This window comes from Micromonospora halophytica (assembly GCF_900090245.1).
GTDB classification, from domain to species: domain Bacteria; phylum Actinomycetota; class Actinomycetes; order Mycobacteriales; family Micromonosporaceae; genus Micromonospora; species Micromonospora halophytica.
On record NZ_FMDN01000020.1, the window covers coordinates 24,995 to 51,031 of the forward strand.

Consider the following 26,037-nt stretch of genomic DNA (forward strand, 5'->3'; position numbering starts at 1 on the left):
GGGCGCGGACGGGCCCGCCAGCCCCAGACCCTACCGTCCGTGATGGAAACCGGCTCAGGACGGTGAGGGTGTCAGTTCGCCGAGCGGATCGTCGGTGATGGTCGGGAACGGGTCCTCACCGGTCAGCGACGGATCGGTGCTCGGCTGCGGCCGGGTCCGCTCGTCGTCGATCGCGTTGCGCACCTTCACCGACACCAACGATCCGGCGCAGTCCCCCGCTGCGGGCGACGCCTCCGGGGACGGTGGGACGGCCGGCTCCCCGTCGACCGGCGGCGGCACGCAGGTCGGCTCGCGTACCCACAGGTCGAGGGTGAGCTCGTCGCGCCGCCAGCAGGTGTAGCTGCCCTTGGCCGGTTGCTCCGGGCAGGGGCTCACCTTCCAGGGCGCCCAGCCGTCCTCGCGCAGGGCCGTCTCGTAGACCCGGGCGGTCTCCTCGGGCGCCCGCTCCGACTCCACGGTGCGTTCCCGCAGCCGGCAGTCCTGCAGGCACCACCGGCTGCCGCTGACGTTGTCGACCGTCTTCACCGCCGCCCAGCTCGGCACGTCCAGCGAGTCGAGGGTGTCGAAGACCGGGTCGCGGCTGAGCGTACGGATGCCGAAGTAGAGCGGGATCGCGCCGAGCAGCACCACGCTGACCAGGACCAGGACGCCCAGCCGCAGGCGACGCCGCTCACGCATCTGGCGACGCAGTTCGGAGCGGGCGCCACGCAGCCCGCCGGACGCGGCCTCGCCGGACTGCTCCTCGTCGGCGGCCCGGCGCAGCGGCGGGCCGCTCACCGGCTCTGCCGGCCCGGCTCCGGGCGGCGGCACCGAGGCCGCCGCCCGCGCGACGGCCACCGGAGGCTCGGGCCGGGACGGCGGTGGGACGGACGCGGCGCCGGTGACGTCCGGTCGGCCCGGCTGCCGCTGCGGCGGCGTGGCCCGGCCGGGGTGCTCGTCGGGGCGGGCGACCGGCGCGGCGGCCCGGGCGGCAGCCGACGGTCCCGGCCCGCCGGGACGCGGTCCGGCCTGCGGTGACGGGCCGTCCCGGCGCGGGTCCTCGGCCGGCGCGGGCGGACGGGCCGCCCCGGTGGGGGTTCCCTCCGGGCGGGCCGCGCCGCGGGCCGGCACGCCGGGGCGCGGGGCACCGGTCGGGCCGGGCTCGCCGGGACGCCCGCCCGGGACCGGGGCGGGGCCGCCCGGTCGCGTGGCGGGGCCCTGCGCCGGGCCACCGGGGCGGCGGCCGGGTCCCTGTTCGGGCGTCGGCTCGGGAGCACCGGGACGCCGGCCGGCCTGCGTCGGGGTGGTACCGCCGGGATGCGCGCCCGGCGGCGCGGCGGCGACACCCGCGCGACCACCGGGGAGCTGACCGGTCGGAGCCGGGGCCCCGGTGCGGGGGCCGGTGTCGGGTCCGTCGGCCCGGGGGCCGTGCGGCGGCCGGGTGGCATCGGGACGCGGGCCGCCGCCGTCGGGGCGCGCGGCGTGGTCGGCACCCTGGGCGGGCACGGGGGGAACCGGGCGGGCCGCCGCGCGGGCCGGGCCGGGCATCCCTTCGCGCAACGGGGCGGGTGGGCCCTCGCGCGGCGGGGCGGGCGGCGGGCCGCCGGGGCGGGCCCGACCGGCCGGGGCGGGGCCGCCACGCCGGCCCGTCCCGTCCGGGCCCGGCGGGACGGCGGGCCCGGTGGGCGGGCCGGACCGGTCGACGACCGGGAGCGCGGGGTCGGTGTGCGAGGTGCGGCCGGCCTGACGGAGCCAGTCCGCCGGCCGTTCCGGCCGGTCGGCGCGGGCCTTGCCGCCGGGCGGGGTCGCCCGGCGGGGCCCGCCGGGCTGGTCGCCGTCGGCGCGCTGGCCGTGCCGCGCCGCAGGGTCGTGACCGGCCGGGCCGGGACGGGCGACGCCGGGTCCGGCCGGAGCCGGGCCGGACGGCGGAACCGGTGGGGCGTTGCCGCTCGTCGGCAACACGGGCTGGTCCGGGTCGGCGGCGCGGCGGCGGCCGGCGGGACGACCCGGGACGGCCGGGCCGCCGGTGTGCCCGCCGACGGTGTCGCCGGACGCCGGGGCGGCCGCACCGCGCCGGCCGGATCCGGTACGCGGCTCGGGGACCGCCTGGTCGGGACGCGGCCCGCCCACGGGAGGTGCTGCGGGGGCGGGGCGCGGGGCGCCGCTCACCGGTCGCGGAGCACCGCTGACCGGGTTCGGGTACGCCGGGTCGGCGGGGGTTGCGGGGCCGCGCCGGACGGGCCCGGCGCCCTCGGCGGGACGGGGTCCGTTGTCCCGGCCGGCCGGTGCGGTACGGCGGCCGGGCCGGCCGGGCTGGCCCTGTGAGGGACCGTCCCAACCCGGCCGGACGCCGGGGGCGGGGCCGGGAGGGCCCTGCGACGGGCCGTCCCAGCCGGGCCTGACGCCGGGGGCGGCGGGGCCGGGCTGCGGGGCGCGCGCCATCCCGGCGCCGGGGCCGGAGACGGGTGCGGTCGACCCGTCCGGGCGGGGGCCGCCCTGCGGACGGTCCGGGCCACGGTGACCGGGGCGGGCGGCCGCAGCCGTACCCGGCCACGGGCCCTCGCCGGGTCGGGGCCGCTGCTCCGGGGCGGCCGGCCAGCCCTCGCGCACGGGTGGGGACGCCTGTGGGCCGGCGGGCCGGGACTGACGGGGCGCATCCGGGCCGGGACCACCGGCGGGACCGGGCCGTCCGGGCGGGCCGTCCGGGCGGGCCGCGCCCGGGCGCACGGCACCGGCGACATCGGCACGCGGACCTGCCGGCCCCGGACGCGCACCGGGCGGCGCAACCTCCGGACGCGGACCCGCCGGCGCGGGGCGGGGTCCGGCAGGCGGCGTCGGGCCACGGCCGGCGGGCGGCGGCGGGACCGGGCGGGGCGGCTCGCCGTCCGGGCCCAGCTCGGTGCGCTGCTGCTTGGCGGTACGCAGATCGTCGATCCAGCCGAACTCCTCGCCAGCCGGCTCCTGGGGAGCCTCCTCGGCCTTGCCCCGGCCCCAGCGCCGCCCCTTGGCGCGAGGGTCGCGCCGCTCGTCGGGACCGTCCTGCGGTCGCTCCCCACCACGCGATGTCACTGCTGACCCTCCTCGGCGGCGTCCACGCCGCCCTCATCCGCCCCACCGGCGTGCCCCGTGCCCGACGGGTGACGGCCGTTCACCGCCACCGGCACCGGTCCCTCGGGACGCGACGCCGGGGCGGGCAGCCCTCGGACGATCCGGCGCAGCAGGGGCAGGCGGGCGGCCACCGACCGCTCCGCGCCGTGCCCGCTGGGCCGGTAGTAGTCGGTCCCGACGAGATCGTCGGGAGCGTACTGCTGGGTGACCACCCCGCGCTGGTCGTCGTGCGGGTAGCGGTAGCCCGTGCCGTGCCCCAGGCCACGGGCGCCGGAGTAGTGCGCGTCGCGCAGCCCGCGCGGCACCGGGCCACCCCGGCCGGCCCGCACGTCGGCGATCGCCGCGCCGATCGCGCTGGTCGCCGAGTTCGACTTCGGGGCGGTGGCCAGGTGGATCACCGCCTGGGCCAGGTTCAGCTGGGCTTCCGGCAGGCCGACGTACTCGACGGCGTGGGCAGCGGCGGTGGCCACGCCCAGCGCGGTCGGGTCGGCCATGCCGACGTCCTCACTGGCGAAGATCACCAACCGGCGGGCGATGAACCGGGCGTCCTCCCCGGCCACCAGCATCCGGGCCAGCCAGTGCAGCGCGGCGTCGACGTCCGAGCCGCGCATGCTCTTGATGAACGCGCTCGTCACGTCGTAGTGGGCGTCGCCGTCGCGGTCGTAGCGCACGGCGGCCACGTCGACCGCCTGCTCGGCGGTGGCCAGGTCGATCCGCCCGGTGCCCAGCGCCGTCGCCGAGGCCGCCGCGGCCTCCAGCGCGGTCAGCGCCTTGCGCACGTCGCCGCCGGCGAGGCGTACCAGATGGTCCTCGGCCTCGGCCTGAAGGGTGAGCGCGCCGGCGAGGCCGCGCTCGTCGGCGACCGCGCGGCGCAGCAGGCCGCGCACGGCCGCGTCGTCGAGCGGTTGGAGGGTGAGCAGCACGCACCGCGACAGCAGCGGGGAGATGACCGAGAAGTACGGGTTCTCGGTGGTCGCCGCGAGCAGCGTGACCGTCCGGTCCTCCACCGCGGCGAGCAGCGAGTCCTGCTGGGTCTTGCTGAACCGGTGCACCTCGTCGATGAAGAGCACGGTCTGCGGGCCGCCCGCGCGGCGCTGCCGGCGGGCCGTGTCGATGACGGCCCGGACGTCCTTGACGCCGGCGTTGAGGGCCGACATGGCGACGAACCGGCGGTCGGTGGCCCCGGCCACCAGGTGCGCGATGGTGGTCTTGCCGCTGCCCGGCGGGCCCCAGAGGATGACCGACATTCCGGCGCCGCCGCCGACCAGCTGGCGCAGCGGCGCGCCGGGGGCGAGCAGGTGGTCCTGACCGACCAGTTCATCGATGCTCGCCGGACGCATCCGGACGGGCAGGGGCGAATCCTCCCCCACCGTGCTGAAGCCGTCGACGCCACCCGGACCCGCGGGGGCGCTGGGCGCCGCGGCGGGTCCACCGAGGGAGAAGAGGGCGTCGGATTCCATCACGAAGACAGTACCGGGCGCGGTCAGCAACGCCGGAATCGCGCCGCTGACCGCGCCCGCCCTGATCGCTTGCGGTCAGCCGCGGCCCGGCCGACGGCCCCGGTACCAGCGACCGCCGCCGCCACCGCGCGGGCCGCTGCCGACCCCGGCGAGGTAGAGCGAGAGCAGCAGCAGACCGATCAGCACGAGGGTGTTCCAGTTGAACAGGTCGGGTGCGCCGAAGTTGGTGTTCAGCAGGTCGATCAGGAGCGCGAAGCCGAACACGATGGCCGCGAGGATGGCGAGCATGTCAGTGTCCTCCGGTGGGGGTTCCCAGTAGGTCGACCGGGATGTACCCAATCGGTCCGTCCGTCAATCTCCACCCTGGACCGGGCGGGTCGCGCGGCCCCGTTCTAGGCTGATCCCATGATCATCGCCGATCAGGAGCTGGTGGGTCGGGCCGCGCTGCTCGCCGCCACCGGCCACCACCCGTTCGCCCGGCACGTGATCCGCCCCGGAGCGCGACCGCGCGGCTGGCGGCGGGAGGGCCTGGTGGCGTGGCTGCTGGCGTCCGGGACCGGCCCGGTGGGCGGCGCCATCGGCGCCTGCGCCCCGGCGGTGGACCTCTTCGCCGCGCTGGCCACCGAGGGCGCACTGCACCGCGGGCACTGGGTGCAGCTGCCCCGAACCGACCCGGAGACGCTGGCAGGGCGGTTCACCATCGCCCGCCTCGACGAGTGGGACTTCCTGTGGACCGACGCCCCACCACCGCCGCAGGCCGACGAGGAGCGGGTGGTACGCCTCACCGCCGCCGACCATCCGGCGCTGGCGGCACTGATCGACGAGGCGTTCCCGAGCACCACCTCCCGCCCGGGCGATCCGGGGGTCGTCGACTGGTACGGCATCCGCGACGGTGACCGGATCGTCGCCTGCGGCGCCGACCGCAGCCGGGGCGACATCGGCTTCCTCGCCGGCCTGACCGTGGCCCCGCACCGGCGCGGCCGAGGGCTCGGGGCCGCCCTGACCGCCGGGATGACCCGCGCCCTCGCCGCCCGGTACGACCGCGTGGCGCTCGGCGTCTACACCCACAACGTGGGCGCGGTCCGGCTCTACCGGCGGCTCGGCTTCACCGGCACGCTCGCCCGCAGCTCGGTCCAGCTCGGCTGAGCGACGCGGAGAGGACGCCGGCCGGGTCACCGGCTCGCGGTCACCGTCGGCTCACGGTGGCCATCCGTCCCGGCAGCCCGGTGCGGGCCGCCCGGCCCGTCCGCCCCGTCGGGCCGCACCGGCTCCGGGCTGCCGGCGCGGCGGCCGGCCCGCCACGCCGGCAGGTAGAGCGGGGCGGCCACGGCGAGCACCACCGCGCCGACCAGCATCGCCGTGCTGACGCCGCGGGTGTCGGCGAGCGCGGTGAGCAGCACCGCACCGAGGGCGAACCCGGGCTGCCCCATCAGCGAGTTCAGCGAGATCACGCTGGTCCGGTACGGCCCGTCGACCTGCCGGTGCAGCAGGCCCGTGTGCAGCGGGTTGGACGCGCCGTGCACGGCGTAGCAGACCAGGTAGGCGACCAGCACCCCGACCGGCCCGGCGAAGAGTCCCATGCCGACCACGGTCGCGCCCTGCACGACGCGCAGCAGCGCGGCGCTCGCCGCGCCCCCGGGCCAGCGCAGCAGCAGCGGGGTCAGCGCCGCGCCGGCCGCCGAGGCGAGCCAGGCCGCCGAACTGGTCGGCCCGAGCAGCGCCGCCGCCCGGTCGGCGTCCCCCACCACCTCGGCGAGGCGGACCGGCAGCAGCGACTCGAAGGTGACCATGCCGAAGCCCCAGAACAGCTCGACGGCGACCAGGGCGAGCAGCACCCGGGAACGGCGCAGCAGGCCGAACGCCTGGCCCACCATCCGGGGCGCGTCGGCGACCGAGGCGCGCAGCGCGCCGAGGCCCTGGGCCGGGCGGGTCTCCACCAGCAGGGTCAGCAGCGCGACCAGGGCCACCGCCTGGAGGACGAGGGCGACCAGCACGGGCAGGGTCAGGGCGCTCACCGGGCCGACCGGGCCGAGCGCGACCAGCCCACCGCTGAGCAGGGCACCGGCGCCGATGGCGACACCGGCGACGGTGCCGGCGAGACCGAGACCCGGCTCGTACGTCGCGTCGGGGTCGGCGGCCAGGGTGGTGTCGACGTACCAGGCGTCCAGGGGGCCGCTGTCGAGCGCCCGGTAGACGCCCTGCAACGCCCAGACCAGGAAGAAGAGCGCGAAGGAGTCGGCGGCCGCGAACACGACGAGTGAGATCAGGTTGAGCGTCCAGGCGGTGACGAGCACCGGTTTACGGCCCAGGGCGTCGGCGAGGCCGCCGGTGGGCAGTTCCAGGGCGAGCACCACCAGGGCCTGCGCGGTGAAGACCAGGCCGATCTCCGACAGCGACAGGCCCCGCTCCTGCATCAGCAGGATCATGACGGGGATCATCAGCCCGGTGGGTGTCCAGCGCAGGCCGTGCAGGGCGAGGTAGCGCAGCCGGACCTGGCGTACGGTCAGTGCGCTCACCGCCTGCCCTCCAGCATCGGGTAGCCGGCGAGGAAGAGGTGCACCTGCTCGGCGCCCGGCTCGGCCGGGTCCGCCTCGTCGTGGTATCGCTCCAGGACCTGCCACAGCTCGGTCTTGAGCGCCTCCAGCCGGTGCGCGGGGATGGTCATGAAGATGTCGCCCATGCCGAAGGCGTCGCGCCAGGCCGTCGGCCATTCGTGTTCGACGGCCAACCACCGCTCGGCCCGCTCGACCAGCAGCCGTACCTGGTCGCCGTGGATCCACTGGACCGCCGCCCGGGCGTCCGGGTCGTCGTCGAAGTCGGTCGGTTCCCAGCTGGTGACGTCGTGCGCGGCCTGCCACCAGCGTTGCCGTCCGCTACCCCGCTCGGGGTCCTCGACGACCAGCCCGACCTCGGCGAGCTGGCGCAGGTGGTAGCTGGTGGCGCCGGTGTTGGTGTCGAGCAGCTCGGCCAGCGTGGTGGCGGTGGCGGGCCCGGTGGTGCGCAGCGCGCCGAGCAGGCGCATCCGCAGCGGGTGCGCCAGCACCCGGACCTGCCGGTGGTCGAGGCGGACCTCCCGCGGTGACGCGGCCTTCTCGTCGTTCCCCATGGTTGCACGATATCTGTGCACACTTACTTTGCACAATAGTTCTGCATAGGAAGTGTGCAGACGCGACCCGGCCCTGAGCGGCGGCCGTCAGGACGCGAGCAGTTCGGTGACCCCGCGCAGCCGAGTCCGGAGCAGGCCGGCCCGCCGGCACACCGCACCGCCCAGGAAACCACCGGCTCCCACCACGAGCACCCTCATCCCGCCACCCTCCGTCCCACCCGAAAACGATCACGAGGTCCGCGTCACGCCGACGGGGCGAATCATGACGCAGACCTCGTGATCAACGGGGGTGGGCGGCGGGGCGCCCGGGCGGGGTCAGACCGGGTCGGCCACCGGAGCGGCCGGGCCGGCGGTGCCGGCGTGCGCCCCGGTCGGCGCCTTGGGCTTGGCGTCGATGCCGGCCTCGGTGCGCTGCTGGGCGGTGATCGGCGTCGGCGCGCCGGTCAGCGGGTCGAAGCCGCCCCGGGTCTTCGGGAAGGCGATCACCTCGCGGATCGAGTCCACGCCGGCGAGCAGCATGCAGACCCGGTCCCACCCGAGGGCGATGCCGCCGTGCGGCGGGGCGCCGTACTTGAACGCCTCCAGCAGGAAGCCGAACTTGTCCTGCGCCTCCTCCGGGGTGATGCCCAGCAGGTCGAAGACCCGCTGCTGCACGTCGCTCCGATGGATACGGATCGAGCCGCCGCCGATCTCGTTGCCGTTGCAGACGATGTCGTACGCGTACGCCAACGCCCGGTCCGGGGCCTGCTCGAACCGGTCCACCCACTCGGCGTTCGGGGAGGTGAACGGGTGGTGCACGGCCGTCCAGCCGCCCGCCCCGCCGGTGTCCTGGTCGGAGACCCGCTCGAACATCGGCGCGTCGACCACCCAGCAGAACGCCCAGGCGCTCTCGTCGACCAGCTTGGCCCGCTTGGCGATCTCGATCCGGGCCGCGCCCAGCAGCTCCTGCGCCTCGCGGGTGTTGGTGCTGGCGGCGAAGAAGACCGCGTCGCCCGGCTTGGCGCCGACCGCGTCGGCCAGGCCGGTCAGGTGCGCCTCGGAGAGGTTCTTCGCCACCGGGCCGCGCGGGACGCCGGTCTCGGCGTCGAGCACCACGTACGCCAGGCCCTTGGCGCCGCGCGCCCTGGCCCAGTCCTGCCAGCCGTCGAGCTCCTTGCGGGTCTGCGCCGCGCCGCCGGGCATGACCACCGCGCCGACGTACCCACCGGCGTCGATCGCCCCGGCGAAGACCCGGAACTCGGTGCCGCGCAGGTAGTCGGTCAGCTCGGTCAGCTCGAGGCCGTAGCGCAGGTCCGGCTTGTCGGAGCCGTACCGGGCCATCGCGTCGTGCCAGGTGATCCGCGGGATCGGCCGGGGGATCTCGTACCCGGCCAGGTCCTTCCAGAGCGCCGAGACGATCGCCTCACCGAGGTCGATCACGTCGTCCTCGGTGACGAAGGACATCTCGATGTCGAGCTGGGTGAACTCCGGCTGCCGGTCGGCACGGAAGTCCTCGTCCCGGTAGCAGCGGGCGATCTGGTAGTACCGCTCCAGGCCGCCGACCATCAGCAGCTGCTTGAACAGCTGGGGCGACTGCGGCAGGGCGTACCAGCTGCCGGGCTGGAGCCGGACCGGGACCAGGAAGTCGCGGGCGCCCTCCGGGGTGGAGCGGGTCAGCGTCGGGGTCTCGATCTCCAGGAAGTCCCGCTCGTGCAGCACGCGCCGGGCGAGCTGGTTCGCCCGCGACCGCAGCCGCATCGCCTTCGCCGGGCCGCTACGGCGCAGGTCGAGGTAGCGGTACCTGAGGCGGATGTCGTCGCCGGCCTCGACCTGGTCGTCCACCGGCAGCGGCAGCGGGGCCGCCTCGGAGAGCACCTCCAGCTCGCTGGCGGTCACCTCGATTTCGCCGGTGGGCAGCTCCGGGTTCTCGTTGCCCTCGGGACGGCGGGTCACCTCGCCGGTGACCTTGACGCAGAACTCGTTGCGCAGCGCGTGCGCGTCCTCCTCGCGGAACACCACCTGGACCACACCGGAGCCGTCGCGCAGGTCGACGAAGATGACACCGCCGTGGTCGCGCCGGCGGGCCACCCACCCGGCGAGCGTCACCGTGGTGCCGGCGTCCGTCGCGCGCAGGCTGCCGGCGTCATGGGTACGGATCACGACTTGCGTCTCCTCATCTGCGGTCCACGTCTGATGCTCGCATTGTGTCAGGGACACCCCGGACCGGCTGGCACCGGGCGGTCACGCCACGCGGACGGCGCGACCGGCGAGGCGTCCGGCCGAGCCGTGTCCGGCGACGCGACGGGCACCGGCGCGTACGGTGTGCCGGGTGCGTGTCGTACCCCGCTGGGCCCTGCTCTCCGCCGCACTCGCCCCCGTGCTGCTGATCGGTGGCTGGACCCTCGCCGCAGCCCGCCAGCCGGGCGGCTTCGACCAGGTCGCCGCAACGATCAGCGCGCTCGCGGCGAGGGACGCGGCCGACCGCTGGATCATGACGGTCGCGCTGCTTGGCCTCGGCCTCTGCCACTGCGTCACGGCCGCCGGGTTGCGACCGCTGCGCCCGGCCGGTCGGCTGATGCTGGCTCTCGGCGGTGTCGCCACCGTCGCGGTCGCCGCCTTCCCGCTGCCCGCCGAGCGCGGGTCCTCCACCCCGCACGGGCTGGCCGCCGCCGTCGCGTTCGGTGCGCTCGCGGTGTGGCCGGCGTTCGCCGCCGGCAGCCGCCGCGCGCCCGGCCGCGTCACCGGTGTCACTCCCGCCGCGGGTACGGCCTGCGCCGCGCTGCTGCTCGTGCTGGTCGGCTGGTTCGTGCTGGAACTGGTCGTGGGCGGGCCGCGGATCGGGCTGTCCGAGCGGGTCGCGGCCGGGGCGCAGGCGCTCTGCCCACTGCTGGTGGCGGTGACGCTCGACCGGGGCCGGCGGGCAGCGGGTGGTTCACCCGGACCACGCCCGCACGCGGAGCGGGCCGCCGGGTGACCCGGCGGCCCGCTCGCGGTGTGACGGTCAGTAGACGCTGACGCCGTAGCGGCTCAGCACCTCGGTGACCGGCTGGAAGTAGGTGGTGCCGCCGGTGCGGCAGTTGCCGCTGCCGCCGGAGGTGAGGCCCAGCGCGGTGGACCCGCTGAACAGCGAGCCGCCGCTGTCGCCCGGCTCGGCGCAGACGTTGGTGCGGATCAGCCCGTAGACCGAGCCCTCGGCGTAGTTCACCGTGGCGTTGAGGGCGGTCACCGAGCCGCCGCGCAGGCCGGTGGTGCTGCCGGAGCGCTGCACGCTCTGGCCGACGTAGGCGTTGCCCGAGCGGGTGATGTCCCGGTAGCTGCCGTTGTAGAGGTAGACGTTGCCCGGCTGCGTGGTGGTCTGGTTGCTGTACCGCACGATGCCGTAGTCGTTGCCCGGGAAGCTGGTGCCGTACCGGCTGCCCAGGTAGGAGGTCTGGGCGGAGTTGCTGTACCAGCTCGACGAGATGTTGGTGCAGTGCCCGGCGGTGATGAAGTACTTGACGCCACTGCTGCTGCGGACGTTGAAGCCCAGCGAGCAGCGTCCGCCGCCGCCGGCGTAGATCGCCTGGCCACCGGAGATGCGGGTGCTCAGGGTGCCGGCCTCGGCCTCGATCCGGACCGCGCCACCGGTGCGGGCGGCGGCGGCCTTGACCCGCTCCAGCTTGGCGCCGGTCACGGTGCTGTCGACGGAGACCACGACCTGGTTGGTCGCCGGGTCGGTCCACCAGGCGGTGCCCGGGATCTTCGCCGACCGCTCCAGCTCCGCGGTGGCGGCGTTCAGCACCGCGGCGCCCCGGGTGACGAGCTTCGGGGTGGCGCCGGCGGCGCGCACCTGGCGGGCGGCGGCCTCGTCGGTCACGGTGACGACCATCTTGCCGTTGGCGTCGGCGTACGCCCCGGCGGCGCGGTCGCCGAGCCGGTCGGCCAGGCTGGCGGCGGCGTCGGGGGACGCCGGTGCGGGGGCCGCCTGGGCGGGTGCGCCGAGAAGCGCGCCGGTGACCAGGGTGCCGGCCATGGCGACGGCTGCGGCGCGACGGAGCGATGACCTCGTGGGTCGCATGTAACAACCTCCGGAAGGGGGCGACGGGCGGCGTCACGTCAACGCGCCCGAGGACAACCCGGCCGACCTGGGGAAACCGACCGAGTGAGGCAAGTATTCACATATTTAAGTTCATGCGCAAGGCATCCCTTTGCCCGAATTCACCCCGCTGCCCCAGGTGACCGTGGAGCAACATTGTGGACACAGAGAGTCGTCTATACGATCTGGCCACCGCAGTACGCCGGCACCCGTGAACCGGAGGCCAACCATGACCCTCGTCCGACGCGCGCTCGCCGCCCTCGCCAGCGCCACCGCCCTCGTCCTGCTCGCCACCACCCCCGCCGTCGCCGACGCCGGCCCGCCACCGAGTTCGATGGCCAGCCTCGGCGACTCGATCACCCGCGGCTTCAACGCCTGTGGCTGGTACACCGACTGCACCTCGCGGTCGTTCAGCACCGGTGACTACTCCAGCGTGAACAGTCACTACCTGCGCGTCCGCGCACTCAACCCGAACATCGGCGGACGCAACCACAACGACGCCCGCAGCGGCGCCAAGTCCGCCGACATGTACGGCCAGGCCGGCACCGCGGTCAGCCAGGGCGTCGACTACGTCACGATGCTGATCGGCGCCAACGACGCCTGCACCAGCTCCGAGTCGTCGATGACCCCGGTGAGCACCTTCCGGGCCAACATCGACGCCGCGCTGAACCGGCTCAAGGCCGGCCTGCCCAACGCCCGGGTGCTGGTCGTCAGCGTGCCCGACATCCAACGGCTCTGGTACGTCGGCAAGGGCAGCAGCAGCGCCCGCAGCGCCTGGTCGCTCTTCGGCATCTGCCAGTCGATGCTGGCGAACCCGACCTCCACCCAGCAGGCCGACGTCGACCGGCGCAACCGGGTCCGGCAGCGGGTCGTCGACTTCAACACCCAGCTCGCCCAGGCCTGCGCCGCGTACGGCCCGAACTGCGACTTCGACGACAACGCGGTGTTCAACTACCCGTTCGCACTGAGCCAGGTCTCCACCTGGGACTACTTCCACCCCAACACCAGCGGCCAGGCGGTGCTGGCCAGCGTCTCGTACGCCAACGGCTTCGGCTGGTGACCGGCCGGTCCGGCGCGCGGCGGTGACCGTCCGCGCGCCGGACCGCGCCCGGGTTCCCCGGACCGCCGCGTGCTCAGTCGGCCCGGCGGCGCGCTCCGGGGCCGGGTCGCGGCACCACGTCGCGGGGGCGGCCCACCTCGTGCCCCGCGGCGCAGCGCAGTTCGACGTGGACCTCGGCCCCGCAGTCCCGGTGCCCGACGGAGAGCGGCGAGCCCTCCGGGTCGGCCAGGTAGCGGTCACCCCAGCCGAGCACCGCCACCAGCACCGGCCACAGGTCGAGCCCCTTCTCGGTGAGCCGGTACTCGTGCCGCACCCGGCTGCCCGGCTCCTGGTACGGCTCGCGGTGCAGCACACCCTGCTCGACCAGGGTGGCCAGCCGGTTGGTCAGCACCTGCCGGGGGATGCCGGTGCGCACCCGCATGTCGTCGAAGCGGCGGACGCCGTTGAAGACCTCGCGGAGCACCACCAGAGTCCACCGCTCGCCCAGGATCGCCATCGCCCGGGCGATGGTGCAGTTCTCCACCGACCAGTCCAGTGCCGCGGGTCTCATACCGACCAGGCTAGGTCTGATTGACAGACTCAGCAACACGCTGCCAGGCTGGGTCCATGACTCAGACGCAGGATCCGGCGCGCAGCCGTACCTTCACCTGGTCCGACCCGACAGCCGGCGCGGCGCACGTCGGCCGGCGCGGCGGCCTGGAGCTGCTCCGCGCGATGATCGCCGGGGAACTGGCCGCGCCGCCGATCATGCACCTGATCGACATGGCGCGGATGGAGGCCGACGAAGGCCGGGTCGCCGTCGAACTGGTCCCCCAGGAGTTCCACTACAACCCGCTCGGCACCGTCCACGGTGGGGTGATCTCCACCCTGCTGGACACCGCCGCCGCCTGCGCGGTGCACACCACCCTGCCGGCCGGGGTCGGCTACACCTCGCTCGACCTGAACGTGAAGTTCCTCCGCCCGGTCACCGTCGCCAGCGGCACCCTGCGCTGCGAGGGAACGGTGCTGCAACGCGGCCGCCGCACCGCCCTCGCGGAGGCCCGCCTCACCGACGCCCGGGGGCGCCTGATCGCCCACGCCACGTCGAGCTGCCTCCTCCTCCCCCTCAACCAGCCCACCTAATCCCCCACCCCCACCCCCACCCCCACCCCCACCCCACCCCCGACCCTCGCGATCTTGCACTTCGGGTCATCGATACGGGCGCGATGCACCCTTTGTCGCGGCCGAAACTGCAAGATCGCGCGCGAGGGTGGGTGGGTGGGTGGGTGGGGGTGGGGGTGGGGGTGGGGGTGGGGGTGGGGGTGGGGGTCAGGGGCGGGCGGCGAGGCGGGCCTCGCGGGCGGCGCGCTTCTCCTCGAAGCGGGCGGCCGAGCGCTCCAGGCCGTCGAGGTGGGCGGCGATCTGGTCGCGGGCAGTCTCGCCGTCGGCGTCCAGGCCGGTGACGTTGAAGACGTCCCACTGGCGCAGCACGGGCAGGACCACCTCGTCACGGTGCTGGCGCAGGTCGTAGATGCCGGCGAGGGCGATCGCCACCGACTTGCGGGCGAAGCCCTCGATCCCGACACCGGGCATCTGGAAGTCGGCCAGCACGTCGGCCACGGCCCGCATCGCCTGGCCGGGGGCCAGCTCGAACGCGGCGCCGAGCAGGTTGCGGTAGAAGACCATGTGCAGGTTCTCGTCGGCGGCCACCCGGGCCAGCAGCGCCTCGCAGGCCGGATCGGCGGTGGCCTTGCCGGTGTTGCGGTGCGAGATCCGGGTGGCCAACTCCTGGAACGACACGTACGCCAGGGAGTGCAGCACCTCGTCGCCGTGCACGTTCTCGTAGCCGGCCGACATGTGCGTCATCCGGGCCCGTTCCAGGGCCACCGGGTCCACCGCCCGGGTCACCGTCAGGTAGTCGCGGATGGCGGTGCCGTGCCGCCCCTCCTCGGCGGTCCACCGGTGCACCCAGGTCCCCCACGCGCCGTCCCGACCGAACAGGGTGGCGATCTCGTGGTGGTAAGAGGGCAGGTTGTCCTCGGTGAGCAGGTTGACGATCAGCGCCGTCCGGGCCACGTCGGAGATGGTCGAGTCGGTCGCCGACCAGGGCTCGCCGCCGAGCGGCCCGTCGAAGGTGCGCCCTTCGCTCCACGGCACGTACTCGTGCGGGAACCACTCCTTGGCCATGGACAGATGCCGGTCGAGGTTCTTCGCGACCACGGGTTCGAGTTCGAGCAGCAGGGCGGTCTGGCTCAGCGGGGCGGTCATGCGCGTCTCCCTACGGTGGCGTAGCTTACGCCACCGTAGGTCCTCCTCCGCGTACGCGCCAGTAATGTCCCACTCCGCCGGCCCGACCGACCGCTGCGACGCCTGACGGCTGGTCGGGACCGCCCGGACGATGGTTCAGCCGACCAGCGGTTTCAGGTCCTCCCGGGGTGGGGTCCACTCCCCCGCCGCCGCGGTCACCTGCTCGCCGGAGCGGATGTCCTTCACCTCGTCACCGTCCGCGCCCGGGAACCAGACGTACGGGATGCCGCGTCGCTCGGCGTAGCGGATCTGCTTGCCGAACTTCGCCGCGCTGGGCGACACCTCGGTGGGGATGCCCCGCGAGCGCAGCGCCTCCGCGACCCGGTTGCTGGCCGGGCGCTCCTCCTCGGCGGTGACCGCGACCAGCACGCAGGTCGGCACACTGCGCGAGACCGACAGCGCGTTCGCGCCGAAGAGCAGGCCGAGCAGGCGGGTCACCCCGATGGAGATGCCGACGCCCGGGAAGCGGACGGTGCCGGCGCTGGCCAGGTTGTCGTACCGGCCGCCGGAGCAGATCGAGCCGAACCGCTCGTACCCGATCATCTGCGTCTCGTAGACGGTGCCGGTGTAGTAGTCCAGGCCGCGGGCGATGCGCAGGTCGGCGACGCAGAGGCCGGGCGAGTGCGCGGCGGCGGTCTCCACCACCGCGGTCAGCTCCTCGACGCCCTCGTCGAGCAGCGGGTCGCTCACCCCGAGGGCGCGTACCGCGTCGGCGAAGGAGGCGTCCGGCGCGGAGATCTCGGCCAGCGCCAGGGCCGCCTTGGCCTGCGCCTCGCTCGCCCCCGCGGTCTCGGCGAGCAGCTCGGCGACCTTGGCCGGGCCGATCTTGTCGAGCTTGTCGACCGCGCGCAGCGCCGCCTCCGGGTCGCCGATCCCGACGCCCCGGTAGAAGCCCTCGCAGATCTTGCGGTTGTTGACCTGGATGCGCACCGGCGGGATCGGCAGCGACCGCAGCGCATCGCCGATCACCAGCGGCATCTCCGCCTCGTAGTGCGCCGGCAGGGTGTCCCGGTCGACGATGTCGATGTCGGCCTGGAGGAACTCGCGGTAGCGCCCCTCCTGCGGACGCTCGCCCCGCCACACCTTCTGGATCTGGTAGCGACGGAACGGGAACTGCAGCTTGCCGGCGTTCTCCAGCACGTACCGGGCGAACGGCACGGTCAGGTCGAAGTGCAGGCCGAGAGCATCGTCACCGGCCGGGCCGTCGGTGTCGGCCTGCAACCGGCGCAGCAGGTAGACCTCCTTCGAGGTCTCCCCCTTGCGCAGCAGCTGATCGAGGGGCTCCACCGACCGGGTCTCCAGCGGCGCGAAGCCGTACAGCTCGAAGGTGGCGCGGATCCGGTCGAGGACGAACTGCTCGATCATCCGCTGCGCGGGCGTCCACTCCGGGAATCCGGAGATGGGCGTGGGCTTGCTCATGGCGTACTCCCTTGCAGCCGCGCGCTGCGCGGCAGAATCTCCGTTGGCAGCCGCGCGCTGCGCGGCAGAGCCTGCGTGCGTTCCGCGCGGACCGCGCGGGCAGGTCGTGGGTCGCGGCGGCTACAGGCCGCGGGTGGGCGCGGCCGGGCGCGCGTCGCCGGTCCCCGCCACCTCGACGAGGTACGGGTTGGTCGCGCGCTCGCGGCCGATGGTGGTCGCGGGGCCGTGGCCGGGCAGGACGACGGTGTCGTCCGCCAGCGGGAGGACCTTCTCCCGCAGACTGGTCAGCATGCGGGGCATGCTGCCGCCCGGCAGGTCGGTGCGGCCGATCGAGCCGGCGAACAGCACGTCGCCGGAGAGGCAGATCTGCTCCGCCTCCCAGGGCGAGCCGGCGCCGGGCATCCGGAACAGCACCGACCCGCCGGTATGGCCCGGTGCGTGGTCGACGGTGATCTCCAGCCCGGCCAGCGCGAGCGTCGCCCCGTCGGTCAGCTCGGCCACGTCGTCCGGCTCGGCGTACGGCAGCCGGCCACCGAAGAGTTGGGTGAGGTCCATCGACAACGCCTTGGACGGGTCGGCCAGCAGCTCCCGGTCGTCCGGGTGGACGTACGCGGGGATGCCGCGCGCGCCGCAGACCGGCGCCACGGAGAAGGTGTGGTCGAGGTGGCCGTGGGTGAGCAGCACGGCGGCCGGGTGCAGGCGGTGCTCGGCGAGCACGGCGTCGAGCCGGTCGAGCACCCCGATGCCGGGGTCGACCACCACGCACTGCTCCCCCGGAGCGGTCGCCACCACGTAGCAGTTGGTGCCGAAGGCGTCCGCGGGAAAGCCGGCCACGAGCACGGGCGCTCCCCTTCCGTCGAGTCGTCGTACCCACCGGCAAGCCTAGTCGCCGTGGCGATCCGGTATTCCCGGCCCACCCGTCGCGTCCATCTCACCGGTCACAGTGACGCACTTTGATAAACCGGTCCGGACCTCGTACACCACTTTCCCAGCAGCTACCCGTACACTCTGGCGGGCGTGTGGCGTGGCGCACCCGCCCCACGGCGGCCGCAGGGGCCGCGAGGTGCCGGTGACGACCAGGGTAGAGGAAGGGGAGCACGGGTGGCTTCCAGCAGGGACCGGCAGCGCAAACTGGCGCGCGCCAAGCTCGACCGGCAGTTGGCCCGCCGGGCCGCGCGCACGCGTCGCCGCCGACGGATCCAGGCCGGCGTGGGCGCCGCGGTCGTGCTGACGCTGATCGTGGTCGGCGCGGCATGGGGCCTCGGCGCGTTCGACCGGGAACCGACGAAGGACACCGCCCAGGACGTCTGCCTCTGGACCCCGCAGGACGCCGCCGCGAACACCAACCTCCGCGACGTCGGCACCCCGGCCACCACCGACCTGCCCACCTCCGGCACCCGGCCCATGACGATCAACACCAGCCAGGGCGGCCCGGTCACCGCCGAGCTGGACCTCGCCGGCGCGCCCTGCGCCGCGGCCAGCATCGCCCACCTCGCGGGCCAGTCGTTCTACGACAACACGAAGTGCCACGAGATCACCGCCGAGGGCGCGCTGCGCTGCGGCGACCCGAGCGGCACCGGCCTGGGCGGCCCGTCCTACTCCTTCTACGACGAGAACGTCCCGGCGGCGTCCGAGGCGAGCCCGTCGGCCAGCCCCGCCCCGGGCCAGGCGCCGGCGTACCCGAAGGGTACGGTCGCCATGATCGCCAACCCGCCGGGCGCCAACGGCAGCCAGTTCCTGATCTTCTTCAAGGACTTCAACCCGGCCAAGCCGGCGTACCCGGTCATCGGGCGGATCACCGGCGGGCTCGACGTGATCGAGAAGATCGGTGCGCTCCCGACCGTGGACAATGGGACCGGGGCCAAGGTCAAGCCGAAGACCGACGTGGTGCTGCAGAAGCTCACCGTCGGCGAGCCGACCCAGGCGGCCCCGGCCCCGACGGGCCCGGCCTCCGGTGCCCCGTCGGCCAGCCCCAGCGCCGGCTGAACCGGACAGACCACCCGTACGCGGCACCGACCGCGCAGATCGTCCAGGAGGAGTGACCGTGACGTCCACGAGAGAGCGGCAGCGCGCGGCGGCGCGGGCCCGACTCGAGCGGGAGATGGCCGAGCGCGCGGCCAAGGCCCGCAAGCGTCGGCAGACGCAGGCCATCGTCGGGGCCGCCGCGGTCCTGGTGCTCGTGGTCGCCGGCTCCGTCTGGCTGGCCACCGCCCTCGGTGGCGACGACGACGAGCAGGGCACCACCAGCACCACCGCGGGCTTCTCGCAGTGCGTGTACAACGAGGTGCCCGCCGACGCCCGGTCCAAGCAGATCAAGGACGTCGGCCTGCCCGCCAACCAGCAGGCCAACAAGGGCACCCAGACCATGACGATCGACACCAACCTGGGCCCGATCACCGCCAAGATCGACCGGTCGGCGGTCCCCTGCACCGCCGGGAGTTTCACCCACCTGGCCAGTAAGGGCTTCTTCAACGACACCAAGTGCCACCGACTGGTGACCGAGGGCATCAAGGTCCTGCAGTGCGGCGACCCGAGCGCCACCGGCAAGGGCTGGCGCGAGACCGACGGCACCGGCGGCCCGAGCTACAACCTCGCCGAGGAGAACCTGCCCACCGACAAGCGCCCCGCGTACCCCGAGGGCGTCATCGCGATGGCCAACTCGGGTCAGCCGGGCAGCACGGGCAGCCAGTTCTTCATCGTCTACGGCGACTCGCCGCTCGACCCGAACTACACCGTCCTGGGCACCATCACCGGCGGCATGGACCTGGTCAAGCAGGTCGCGGCGGCCGGCGACGACAAGGCCTTCGCCCAGCAGGCCGGCGGCGGCCACCCCAAGAAGGAGGTCGTCATCAACAAGCTGACCATGAGCGAGATCCAGAGCTGATCCCGGTACGACGAAGCGCCCGCCGGCTGAGCCGGCGGGCGCTTTCTCGTCGTGCCCGCAGCGGGCGGCCGGTCAGGCCCCCGAGGTGACCCGGTAGGCGTCGAAGACGCCGTCCACCTTCCGGACCGCGGCCAGCAGGTGGCCCAGGTGCTTCGGGTCGGCCATCTCGAAGCTGAACCGGCTCACCGCCACCCGGTCGCGGGTGGTGGTGACGGTGGCGGAGAGGATGTTGACCCGCTCGTCGGAGAGCACCCGGGTGACGTCGGCGAGCAGCTTGTGCCGGTCCAGCGCCTCCACCTGGATGGCGACCAGGAACGTCGAGGCGGAGGTGAGCTTCCAGCTCACCTCGACCACCCGCTCGCTCTGCGCGCGCAGGTCCTCGGCGTTGGCGCAGTCGTCGCGGTGCACGCTCACCCCGCCGGAACGGGTGACGAAACCGAAGACCGCGTCCGGCGGCACCGGGGTGCAGCAGCGGGCCAGCTTGATCCAGACGTCGCTGACGCCACGCACGACGACGCCCGGATCACTGCTGCTCTGCCGGCTGCGCGGCGGACGGGTGGCGACGGCGGTCTCGGCGATGTCCTCCGCCGCGCCCTCCTCGCCGCCGTACGTGGCCATCAGCTTCTGCACCACGGACTGGGCGGAGACCTGGCTGTCACCGACCGCCGCGTAGAGCGAGGCGACGTCGGCCAGGTGCAGGTCCCGGGCGATCGCCATCAACGCGTCCGAGGTGAGCATCCGCTGCAACGGCATGCCCTGCTTGCGCATCGCCTTGACGATCGCGTCCTTACCGGCCTCGATCGCCTCCTCGCGCCGCTCCTTGTTGAAGTACTGGCGGATCTTGGTGCGGGCGCGCGGGCTCTTGACGAAGCCCAGCCAGTCCTGCGTCGGGCCGGCCGTGTCGGACTTCGAGGTGAAGATCTCGATCACGTCGCCGTTGGACAGCGTCGACTCCAGCGGCACCAGCTTGCCGTTGACCCGCGCCCCGATGCACTTGTGCCCCACCTCGGTGTGCACCGCGTACGCGAAGTCCACCGGCGTCGACCCGGTCGGCAGCGGGATGACGTCACCCTTCGGGGTGAAGACGTACACCTCCTGGCTGGACAGGTCGAAGCGCAGCGCGTCCAGGAACTCGCTCGGGTCGGCCGCCTCCCGCTGCCAGTCCAGCAACTGCCGCAGCCAGGTCATCTCGTCGATGTGCGCCGGCGGGCCGACGATCTGGGTGCCCTTGTGCTCCTTGTACTTCCAGTGCGCGGCGATGCCGAACTCGGCGGTGCGGTGCATGGCGTACGTGCGGATCTGCATCTCCACCGGCTTGCCGGTGGGCCCGATGACCGTCGTGTGCAACGACTGGTACATGTTGAACTTGGGCATGGCGATGTAGTCCTTGAACCGGCCCGGCACCGGCTGCCAGTTGGCGTGGATGACGCCCAGCGCCGCGTAGCAGTCCCGCACCGTGTCGACCAGGATCCGCACCCCGACCAGGTCGTAGATGTCGTTGAAGTCGCGACCCCGCACGATCATCTTCTGGTAGATCGAGTAGAGGTGCTTCGGCCGCCCGGTCGTCTCTGCCTTGATCTTGGCGGCCTTCAGGTCGGTCGACACCTTCTGGGTCACCTGGCGCAGCAGCGCCTCGCGCTGCGGCTGGTGCTCCCCGATCAGCCGGTTGATCTCCTCGAACCGCTTCGGGAACAGGGTGCCGAAGGCGAGGTCCTCCAACTCCCACTTGATCGTGTTCATACCCAGCCGGTGCGCCAGCGGGGCCAGGATCTCCAGCGTCTCCTTCGCCTTCTGCTCCTGCTTCGGGCGGGGCAGGAAGGTCAGGGTCCGCATGTTGTGCAGCCGGTCGGCCAGCTTGATCACCAGCACCCGCGGGTCCTTGGCCATCGCCACGACCATCTTGCGGATCGTCTCGGCCTTGGCCGCGTCCCCCAGCTTGACCTTGTCCAGCTTCGTCACGCCGTCGACCAGGAGGGTCACCTCCGGGCCGAAGTCCGCCCGCATCTGGTCGAGGGTGTACTCGGTGTCCTCGATCGTGTCGTGCAGCAGCGCGGCGACCAGGGTGGTGGTGTCCATCCCGAGGTTGGCCAGGATGGTGGCCACCGCCAACGGGTGGGTGATGTACGGGTCGCCGGACTTGCGGTACTGGCCGGAGTGCCAGCGCGCCGCGGTGTCGAACGCGCGCTGGAGCAGCCGCGCGTCCGCCTTGGGGTGGTTCTCGCGGTGGGTGGCGATCAGCGGCTCGAGCACCTCGCTGACCTGCGAGCTCTGCCAGGGCGCGTTGAACCGGGCAAGCCGGGCGCGCACCCGCCGGCCGGTCGGCGCGTTGGAGAGCGCGAAACCGCCGCTCGGCGAGGGGTCGCCGTCGGCCGGCAGCGCCACCGTCCCGGCGCCGGCCTGACCGGCCGCCTCGGGAACCGCGCCGTCACCCGCCACCCGGGCCGGCGGGGTGCCCTTGCGCTCGGTCACCGAGCCGTCAGCGTCGCCTGTCGGGTGCACCGTGCCCTCCACCGGAGGGACGACATCGTGGGACACCGGCCTCCTCACCGCTCGCCGGGAACACGCCGACCGTGCGGTCGACGCCTTCTTCAACCGGCCGTCGGGCCGGTGTTGTTCCGCGCCGGCTGCGTGTGCCGGCCGGTCCTCGCGCCTGAGGGGCGGTGGACCCGCCCGTCAGCAAAGGGCAATGCTACCCGCAGGGTGGGTGCCGCGCCGCTCCGCCGGACGGACGGCGACGGCTCCCTCCGACGGCGTCCGGGTCAAACGGTCAGCAGGGCATGGACCGGGCGTCCGGCGAGCTTCTCACGGCCCCCCAGGAAGCCCAACTCCATCAGGACGGTGAACCCGGCGACCGTGCCGCCGGCCCGTTCCACCAGGTCGAGGGTGGCCTCGGCGGTGCCGCCGGTGGCCAGCACGTCGTCCACCACCAGTACCCGGTGCCCGGCGGTGAAGGCGTCCTGGTGGACCTCCAGGGTCGCCTCGCCGTACTCCAGCGCGTACGAGGCCGAGTAGGCGGCCCGGGGCAGCTTGCCGGCCTTGCGAACCGGCACCACGCCCACCCCCGTGGCGTACGCGATCGCGGCGGCGATCACGAAGCCGCGCGCCTCGATGCCCACCACGATGTCGAACGAGTCACGCCCGTGGTGCCCGACGATCCCGTCGATCACCTCGCGGAACACGTCGCCGTCGGCGAAGAGCGGCATCAGGTCCTTGAACATGACGCCGGGCTTGGGGAAGTCCGGCACGTCCAGCACCCGGCTGGCCACCAGCCGGGCGACCTCCGGGCCGCTGTCTCCCCGTACCCCGGTGCTGTGCGTCTCCGTCACGGTGGTGCTCCCTCTCAAGCGACGACGGCGTCCTCCATGCCGCTCGCACAGCATGAAGGACGCCGTCGGTTCGTCTCCTACCGGGTCCGGCCGGACCGGTCAACGCCGCTTGGCGCCACCGGGCCGGTTGCCCCCACCGCCGCTGGGACGGCCGCCCCGCGCGCCGCCGGAACGCTTGCCGGTGGGCCGGGCGCCGACCTTCGGCGCGGTGCCGGCCAGCGCCGCCGCCTCCGGGTCGATCGCCTCGGCGTCGGCCTCGACGGCCGGGCGGGGAGCGCCCTTCGGGGCGATCTCGCCCCGGGCGAGGGCGCCCCGGCGGGCCAGCACCCGCTTGTTGTGGGCCTGGATCCGCGGCTCCTGGTTCTTCAGCAGCACCAGCAGCGGGGTGGCCAGCAGGATCGAGGTCAGGAACGCCACCGCCATACCGACGAAGAGCACCAGACCCAGGTCCTTCAGGGTGCCCGCGCCGAGCAGGCCGGCACCGATGAAGAGCAGGCCGCCGACCGGGAGCAGGGCGACCACTGAGGTGTTCAGCGACCGCATCAGGCTCTGGTTCAACGCCAGGTTCGCGGCCTCGCCGTAGGTCTGGTTGTTGTTGGCAGTGATGCCCCGGGTGTTCTCCTGCACCTTGTCGAAGACCACCACCACGTCGTAGAGCGCGAAGCCCAGGATGGTGAGGAAGCCGATGACCGTCGACGGGGTGACCTCGAAGCCGACGATCGAGTAGATGCCGGCGGTGAGGATCAGGTTCATGAACAGCGAGACGATCGCGGCGGCGGCCATCCGCCACTCGAAACGCAGGATCAGGTAGACCGCCACCACCGCGACGAAGATGATCAGACCGAGCAGCGCCCGGGAGGTCACCTGGTCGCCCCAGGCCTCGCTGACCTGGTTGCCACTGATCTGGTCGGCGTTGATGCCGAACGCGCCGGCGAGCTCGTTCTTGACGTCGGTCGCCTGCTCCTGGCTGAGCTGCGAGGTGCGCACCTCGTAGTACTCGCCACTGGTGCTGCCCACCTGCTGGGCGGTCACCACCTCGGCGCCGCTGCCGGTGGTAGCCAGCGCCCGCTCGACCTGGACCTCGGTCTGCTCCAGGGTGCCGACACTCGCCGGCACCTGGAACGAGTTGCCGCCGGCGAACTCGATGCCGAGGCTGAACTTGAGCACCGCGAAGCTGAGCACGGAGACCAGCACCAGCAGGCCGGCGACGGCGAACCAGAGCTTGCGCCGGCCGACGATGTCGAGTCCGGCCTCACCGCGGTAGAGCCGGCTCGCGAGACCACTTCCAGCCATCTCAGGCCTCCTTGACACGCGGGTTGCGGGGGTTGGCCTGCTCGGTCCGGGCCGGCAGGGCCCGGCCGAGACCGCTGACCCGTGGGGAGAGGAACGCCCGGGTACGGGCGAACATCGTCATGATCGGGTGCCGGAAGAGGAAGACCACCACCAGGTCGAGGATCGTCGCGAGGCCCAGCGCGAAGGCGAAGCCCTTCACCGCGCCGACCGAGACGATGTAGAGCACCACGGCCGACATCAGGGTGATCGCGTTCGCCGAGATGATCGTCCGGCGGGCCCGGATCCAGGCACGCGGGACCGCGCTGCGCGGGCTGCGTCCCTCCCGGATCTCGTCCTTGAGCCGCTCGAAGTAGATGACGAACGAGTCCGCCGCCACACCGAGCGAGACGATCATGCCGGCGATACCGGCGAGGGTGAGGGTGAAGCCGATCTGCCGGCCGAGGACGACCAGCGCGCCGAAGACCAGCAGCGCGGAGAGCACCAGGCTCAGGAAGATGACCGAGCCGAGCAGCCGGTAGTAGAAGAACGAGTAGATGATCACCAGCAGCATGCCGATGCCGGCCGCCAGCAGACCGGCCCGCAGGTGGCTCTCACCCAGGGTGGCCGTGACGTTCTGCTGCTCCTGCGGCACGAAGGTCACCGGCAGCGCGCCGTAGCGCAGGTTGCCGGCGAGCTCGGCGGCGTCCTTCTGGTTGAAGCTGCCGGTGATCTGCGAGTCGCCGGTCAACACACCCTGGATCTCCGGCGAGGAGACGATCTCGTTGTCCAGCACGACCGCCACCCGGCACTTGCCGTCCTGGCCGAGCGCGGTCTGGTCGCAGGCGCCACCCTCGTTGTTGAACGCCTCGCGGGTCAGCGCGGTCCACTTGTCCTGACCGCTGCCGGTGAAGTTCAGGCTGACCACCCACTGGCTGGTCTGGTCGAGCACCGCGTCGGCGTCGTCGACGTCGGTGCCGACGACCTTCGCCACGTCGAGCAGGTACTTCGCCGCGCCACTCTCACAGGCCACCGCCTGCTGCTTCTCGTCCTTGATCGACGCTGCCGGGCGCTTGTCGAGCTGGGCGCAGGTGATGGTGGGGACGTTGAACTGCATCTGCGGCGACAGCACCGCGACCTCGGCCGGGGAGAGCGTGCCGAACGGCTTAAGCTTCTCCGCCAGGGACGGGTCGGCGGTGAAGTCGGCCGGGGCCTGCAGGGCGCTCGCGGCGGCCCAGGCCGTGGCACCGACCTTCTTCTCGACCGCCTTGCGCTGCTCCTCGACGCTCTGCGGCACCGGGGCGGCGCTGGCGCTCGGCGAGGCGGCCGGGGCGCTCGGCGAGGCCGACGCGGACGGGCTGGCGCTGGGCGCGGGGGCGCCACCGCCCTGGCCACCGGCGCTCGGCGAGGCGGTGGCCTTCGCCGACGCGGACGCCTTCGGCGAGGCCGACGCGCTGCCGGACGGCGCCGGCGAGGCGCTGCCGGACGGCGCCGGGGTCGCGGCCGGCGCGGTCACCGCGCCGCTGCCGTCGGTGGCCTTGAGCACCTTGCGGAACCGCAGCTCGGCGGCGCTACCGACGTCGTTCAGCTCGCGGTTCTGACCGGGCAGGGAGACGACGATGTTCCGGTCACCCTCGGTGACCACCTCGGCCTCGGCCACACCGTAGGCGTTGACCCGGTTCTCGATGATCCGCCGGGCCTCCTCCAGGTTCTCCGAGGTCGGCGGCTTGCCGTCGATGCTGTTGGTGGCCTCCAGGGTGAGCCGGGTGCCGCCGATCAGGTCCAGGCCGAGCCGGGGCTCCAGCCGGTCCTTCCAACCGCCGCTCGCCCCGCCCGAGAAGAACACCAGAAGATAGAGGACGACGAAGATGAACCCGAGCACGGCGAGCTGCCGCCCGGGGCGCATCTGTCCCTGAGGTGGTGCCACGGCTGTCTGTCTCCCTGTAACGGTCGCGCCGCCGGCGCAGCGGCGGCGAGGTCGGACCGGGGGCCCGGCCGACATGCTCTCCGGGGCCGGAGCCGCGGTCGGCACGGCGGGCCACCGCCGACGCGGGGGCGTCGTACGGACGGTCGCGCGTGCCGGCGG

At 73.7% G+C, this 26,037-nt stretch carries 21 protein-coding genes and 1 pseudogene; 6 read left to right on the plus strand and 16 right to left on the minus strand.

All coding sequences use genetic code 11. From position 1 onward, the window contains the following. Positions 1-54: 54 nt before the first annotated feature. The 3 genes from GA0070560_RS22065 to GA0070560_RS22080 all read right to left on the minus strand — a co-directional run bounded on the left by GA0070560_RS22065 (position 55) and on the right by GA0070560_RS22080 (position 4,835). Positions 55-678, minus strand: a complete 624-nt coding sequence (locus GA0070560_RS22065; protein ID WP_091301147.1) for a hypothetical protein — start codon at positions 676-678, stop codon at positions 55-57. Positions 679-3,044: 2,366 nt separating this feature from the next. Continuing rightward, entirely contained in the window at positions 3,045-4,547 is a 1,503-nt protein-coding gene (locus GA0070560_RS22075; protein WP_091301019.1) for a replication-associated recombination protein A, read from the minus strand. 75 nt (positions 4,548-4,622) lie between these two features. Further along, a complete protein-coding gene (locus tag GA0070560_RS22080; RefSeq protein ID WP_074318554.1) occupies positions 4,623-4,835 on the minus strand; it encodes a hypothetical protein in 213 nt (70 codons plus the stop codon). 117 nt (positions 4,836-4,952) lie between these two features. Here GA0070560_RS22080 and GA0070560_RS22085 point away from each other — a divergent pair, with 117 nt between their 5' ends. Beyond that, positions 4,953-5,693: a GNAT family N-acetyltransferase gene (locus GA0070560_RS22085; RefSeq protein ID WP_091301021.1), complete on the plus strand. Its 741-nt coding sequence runs from the start codon at positions 4,953-4,955 to the stop codon at positions 5,691-5,693. A 26-nt stretch (positions 5,694-5,719) separates the two neighbouring features. Here the strand turns inward: GA0070560_RS22085 and GA0070560_RS22090 are convergent, their stop codons facing one another. The 4 genes from GA0070560_RS22090 to aspS form a co-directional block, all read right to left on the minus strand. After that, a complete protein-coding gene (locus tag GA0070560_RS22090) occupies positions 5,720-7,063 on the minus strand; it encodes an MFS transporter (RefSeq protein WP_091301023.1) in 1,344 nt (447 codons plus the stop codon). Next, a complete protein-coding gene (locus tag GA0070560_RS22095; RefSeq protein ID WP_091301025.1) occupies positions 7,060-7,653 on the minus strand; it encodes an ArsR/SmtB family transcription factor in 594 nt (197 codons plus the stop codon). Before GA0070560_RS22095 ends, GA0070560_RS22090 begins: the two co-directional genes overlap by 4 nt. Before the next feature lie 87 nt (positions 7,654-7,740). Further along, positions 7,741-7,851, minus strand: a complete 111-nt coding sequence (locus GA0070560_RS28330) for an NAD(P)-dependent oxidoreductase (protein ID WP_139131569.1) — start codon at positions 7,849-7,851, stop codon at positions 7,741-7,743. Between the two features lie 117 nt (positions 7,852-7,968). After that, positions 7,969-9,792, minus strand: coding sequence for an aspartate--tRNA ligase (gene aspS / locus GA0070560_RS22100; RefSeq protein WP_091301027.1), 1,824 nt, complete (start codon positions 9,790-9,792; stop codon positions 7,969-7,971). A gap of 169 nt (positions 9,793-9,961) precedes the next feature. Between aspS and GA0070560_RS22105 the strand changes: the two genes are divergently transcribed. Further along, positions 9,962-10,606, plus strand: coding sequence for a DUF998 domain-containing protein (locus GA0070560_RS22105; RefSeq protein ID WP_170839523.1), 645 nt, complete (start codon positions 9,962-9,964; stop codon positions 10,604-10,606). Positions 10,607-10,633: 27 nt separating this feature from the next. On the opposite strand, the gene GA0070560_RS22110 is transcribed toward GA0070560_RS22105, so the two are convergent. Next, on the minus strand, positions 10,634-11,689 hold the full coding sequence (locus GA0070560_RS22110) for a S1 family peptidase (protein WP_091301032.1): 1,056 nt from the start codon (positions 11,687-11,689) through the stop codon (positions 10,634-10,636). Between the two features lie 247 nt (positions 11,690-11,936). On the opposite strand from GA0070560_RS22110, the gene GA0070560_RS22115 reads away from it, so the two are divergent. Continuing rightward, positions 11,937-12,767 (plus strand): GDSL-type esterase/lipase family protein, encoded by an 831-nt coding sequence (locus GA0070560_RS22115; protein WP_091301034.1) that lies wholly within the window; start codon positions 11,937-11,939, stop codon positions 12,765-12,767. A gap of 73 nt (positions 12,768-12,840) precedes the next feature. Here the strand turns inward: GA0070560_RS22115 and GA0070560_RS22120 are convergent, their stop codons facing one another. Next, complete coding sequence (locus GA0070560_RS22120) at positions 12,841-13,317, minus strand: winged helix-turn-helix transcriptional regulator (protein ID WP_091301036.1); 477 nt, start codon at positions 13,315-13,317, stop codon at positions 12,841-12,843. A 56-nt stretch (positions 13,318-13,373) separates the two neighbouring features. Here GA0070560_RS22120 and GA0070560_RS22125 point away from each other — a divergent pair, with 56 nt between their 5' ends. Then, positions 13,374-13,889 carry a PaaI family thioesterase gene (locus GA0070560_RS22125; protein ID WP_091301038.1) on the plus strand — a complete coding sequence of 172 codons (516 nt, stop codon included), beginning with the start codon at positions 13,374-13,376 and terminating at the stop codon, positions 13,887-13,889. A 186-nt stretch (positions 13,890-14,075) separates the two neighbouring features. Here the strand turns inward: GA0070560_RS22125 and GA0070560_RS22130 are convergent, their stop codons facing one another. The 3 genes from GA0070560_RS22130 to GA0070560_RS22140 form a co-directional block, all read right to left on the minus strand. Then, entirely contained in the window at positions 14,076-15,014 is a 939-nt protein-coding gene (locus GA0070560_RS22130) for an acyl-ACP desaturase (RefSeq protein ID WP_091301040.1), read from the minus strand. A 135-nt stretch (positions 15,015-15,149) separates the two neighbouring features. Next, on the minus strand, positions 15,150-16,472 hold the full coding sequence (gene hisS / locus GA0070560_RS22135; protein ID WP_091301042.1) for a histidine--tRNA ligase: 1,323 nt from the start codon (positions 16,470-16,472) through the stop codon (positions 15,150-15,152). 120 nt (positions 16,473-16,592) lie between these two features. Beyond that, positions 16,593-17,312, minus strand: coding sequence for an MBL fold metallo-hydrolase (locus tag GA0070560_RS22140; RefSeq protein WP_091301045.1), 720 nt, complete (start codon positions 17,310-17,312; stop codon positions 16,593-16,595). Between the two features lie 261 nt (positions 17,313-17,573). Between GA0070560_RS22140 and GA0070560_RS22145 the strand changes: the two genes are divergently transcribed. Then, positions 17,574-18,458, plus strand: a complete 885-nt coding sequence (locus GA0070560_RS22145; RefSeq protein WP_091301047.1) for a peptidylprolyl isomerase — start codon at positions 17,574-17,576, stop codon at positions 18,456-18,458. Between the two features lie 58 nt (positions 18,459-18,516). Further along, positions 18,517-19,356 (plus strand): peptidylprolyl isomerase, encoded by an 840-nt coding sequence (locus GA0070560_RS22150; protein WP_091301149.1) that lies wholly within the window; start codon positions 18,517-18,519, stop codon positions 19,354-19,356. 72 nt (positions 19,357-19,428) lie between these two features. Here GA0070560_RS22150 and GA0070560_RS22155 read toward each other — a convergent pair. The 4 genes and pseudogenes from GA0070560_RS22155 to secD all read right to left on the minus strand — a co-directional run. Then, positions 19,429-21,708: pseudogene (locus tag GA0070560_RS22155) on the minus strand (RelA/SpoT family protein); the annotation flags it as partial. Between the two features lie 407 nt (positions 21,709-22,115). Continuing rightward, on the minus strand, positions 22,116-22,682 hold the full coding sequence (locus tag GA0070560_RS22160; protein ID WP_091301051.1) for an adenine phosphoribosyltransferase: 567 nt from the start codon (positions 22,680-22,682) through the stop codon (positions 22,116-22,118). 99 nt (positions 22,683-22,781) lie between these two features. Beyond that, entirely contained in the window at positions 22,782-23,975 is a 1,194-nt protein-coding gene (secF, locus tag GA0070560_RS22165) for a protein translocase subunit SecF (protein ID WP_091301053.1), read from the minus strand. 1 nt (position 23,976) lies between these two features. Continuing rightward, positions 23,977-25,878, minus strand: a complete 1,902-nt coding sequence (gene secD / locus GA0070560_RS22170) for a protein translocase subunit SecD (RefSeq protein ID WP_170839524.1) — start codon at positions 25,876-25,878, stop codon at positions 23,977-23,979. Between the last annotated feature and the right edge of the window lie 159 nt (positions 25,879-26,037).

Excerpts from the sequence above, each read along its gene's own strand:
- GA0070560_RS22095 (WP_091301025.1), bottom strand. The coding sequence starts at position 7,653 with ATGGGGAACGACGAGAAGGCCGCGTCACCGCGGGAGGTCCGCCTCGAC.
- hisS (WP_091301042.1), bottom strand. The coding sequence starts at position 16,472 with ATGAGCAAGCCCACGCCCATCTCCGGATTCCCGGAGTGGACGCCCGCG.
- GA0070560_RS22120 (WP_091301036.1), bottom strand. The coding sequence starts at position 13,317 with ATGAGACCCGCGGCACTGGACTGGTCGGTGGAGAACTGCACCATCGCC.
- GA0070560_RS22115 (WP_091301034.1), top strand. The coding sequence starts at position 11,937 with ATGACCCTCGTCCGACGCGCGCTCGCCGCCCTCGCCAGCGCCACCGCC.
- GA0070560_RS22085 (WP_091301021.1), top strand. The coding sequence starts at position 4,953 with ATGATCATCGCCGATCAGGAGCTGGTGGGTCGGGCCGCGCTGCTCGCC.
- secF (WP_091301053.1), bottom strand. The coding sequence starts at position 23,975 with ATGGCTGGAAGTGGTCTCGCGAGCCGGCTCTACCGCGGTGAGGCCGGA.
- GA0070560_RS28330 (WP_139131569.1), bottom strand. The coding sequence starts at position 7,851 with ATGAGGGTGCTCGTGGTGGGAGCCGGTGGTTTCCTGGGCGGTGCGGTG.
- GA0070560_RS22110 (WP_091301032.1), bottom strand. The coding sequence starts at position 11,689 with ATGCGACCCACGAGGTCATCGCTCCGTCGCGCCGCAGCCGTCGCCATG.
- GA0070560_RS22080 (WP_074318554.1), bottom strand. The coding sequence starts at position 4,835 with ATGCTCGCCATCCTCGCGGCCATCGTGTTCGGCTTCGCGCTCCTGATC.
- GA0070560_RS22130 (WP_091301040.1), bottom strand. The coding sequence starts at position 15,014 with ATGACCGCCCCGCTGAGCCAGACCGCCCTGCTGCTCGAACTCGAACCC.
- GA0070560_RS22075 (WP_091301019.1), bottom strand. The coding sequence starts at position 4,547 with ATGGAATCCGACGCCCTCTTCTCCCTCGGTGGACCCGCCGCGGCGCCC.
- GA0070560_RS22065 (WP_091301147.1), bottom strand. The coding sequence starts at position 678 with ATGCGTGAGCGGCGTCGCCTGCGGCTGGGCGTCCTGGTCCTGGTCAGC.
- GA0070560_RS22125 (WP_091301038.1), top strand. The coding sequence starts at position 13,374 with ATGACTCAGACGCAGGATCCGGCGCGCAGCCGTACCTTCACCTGGTCC.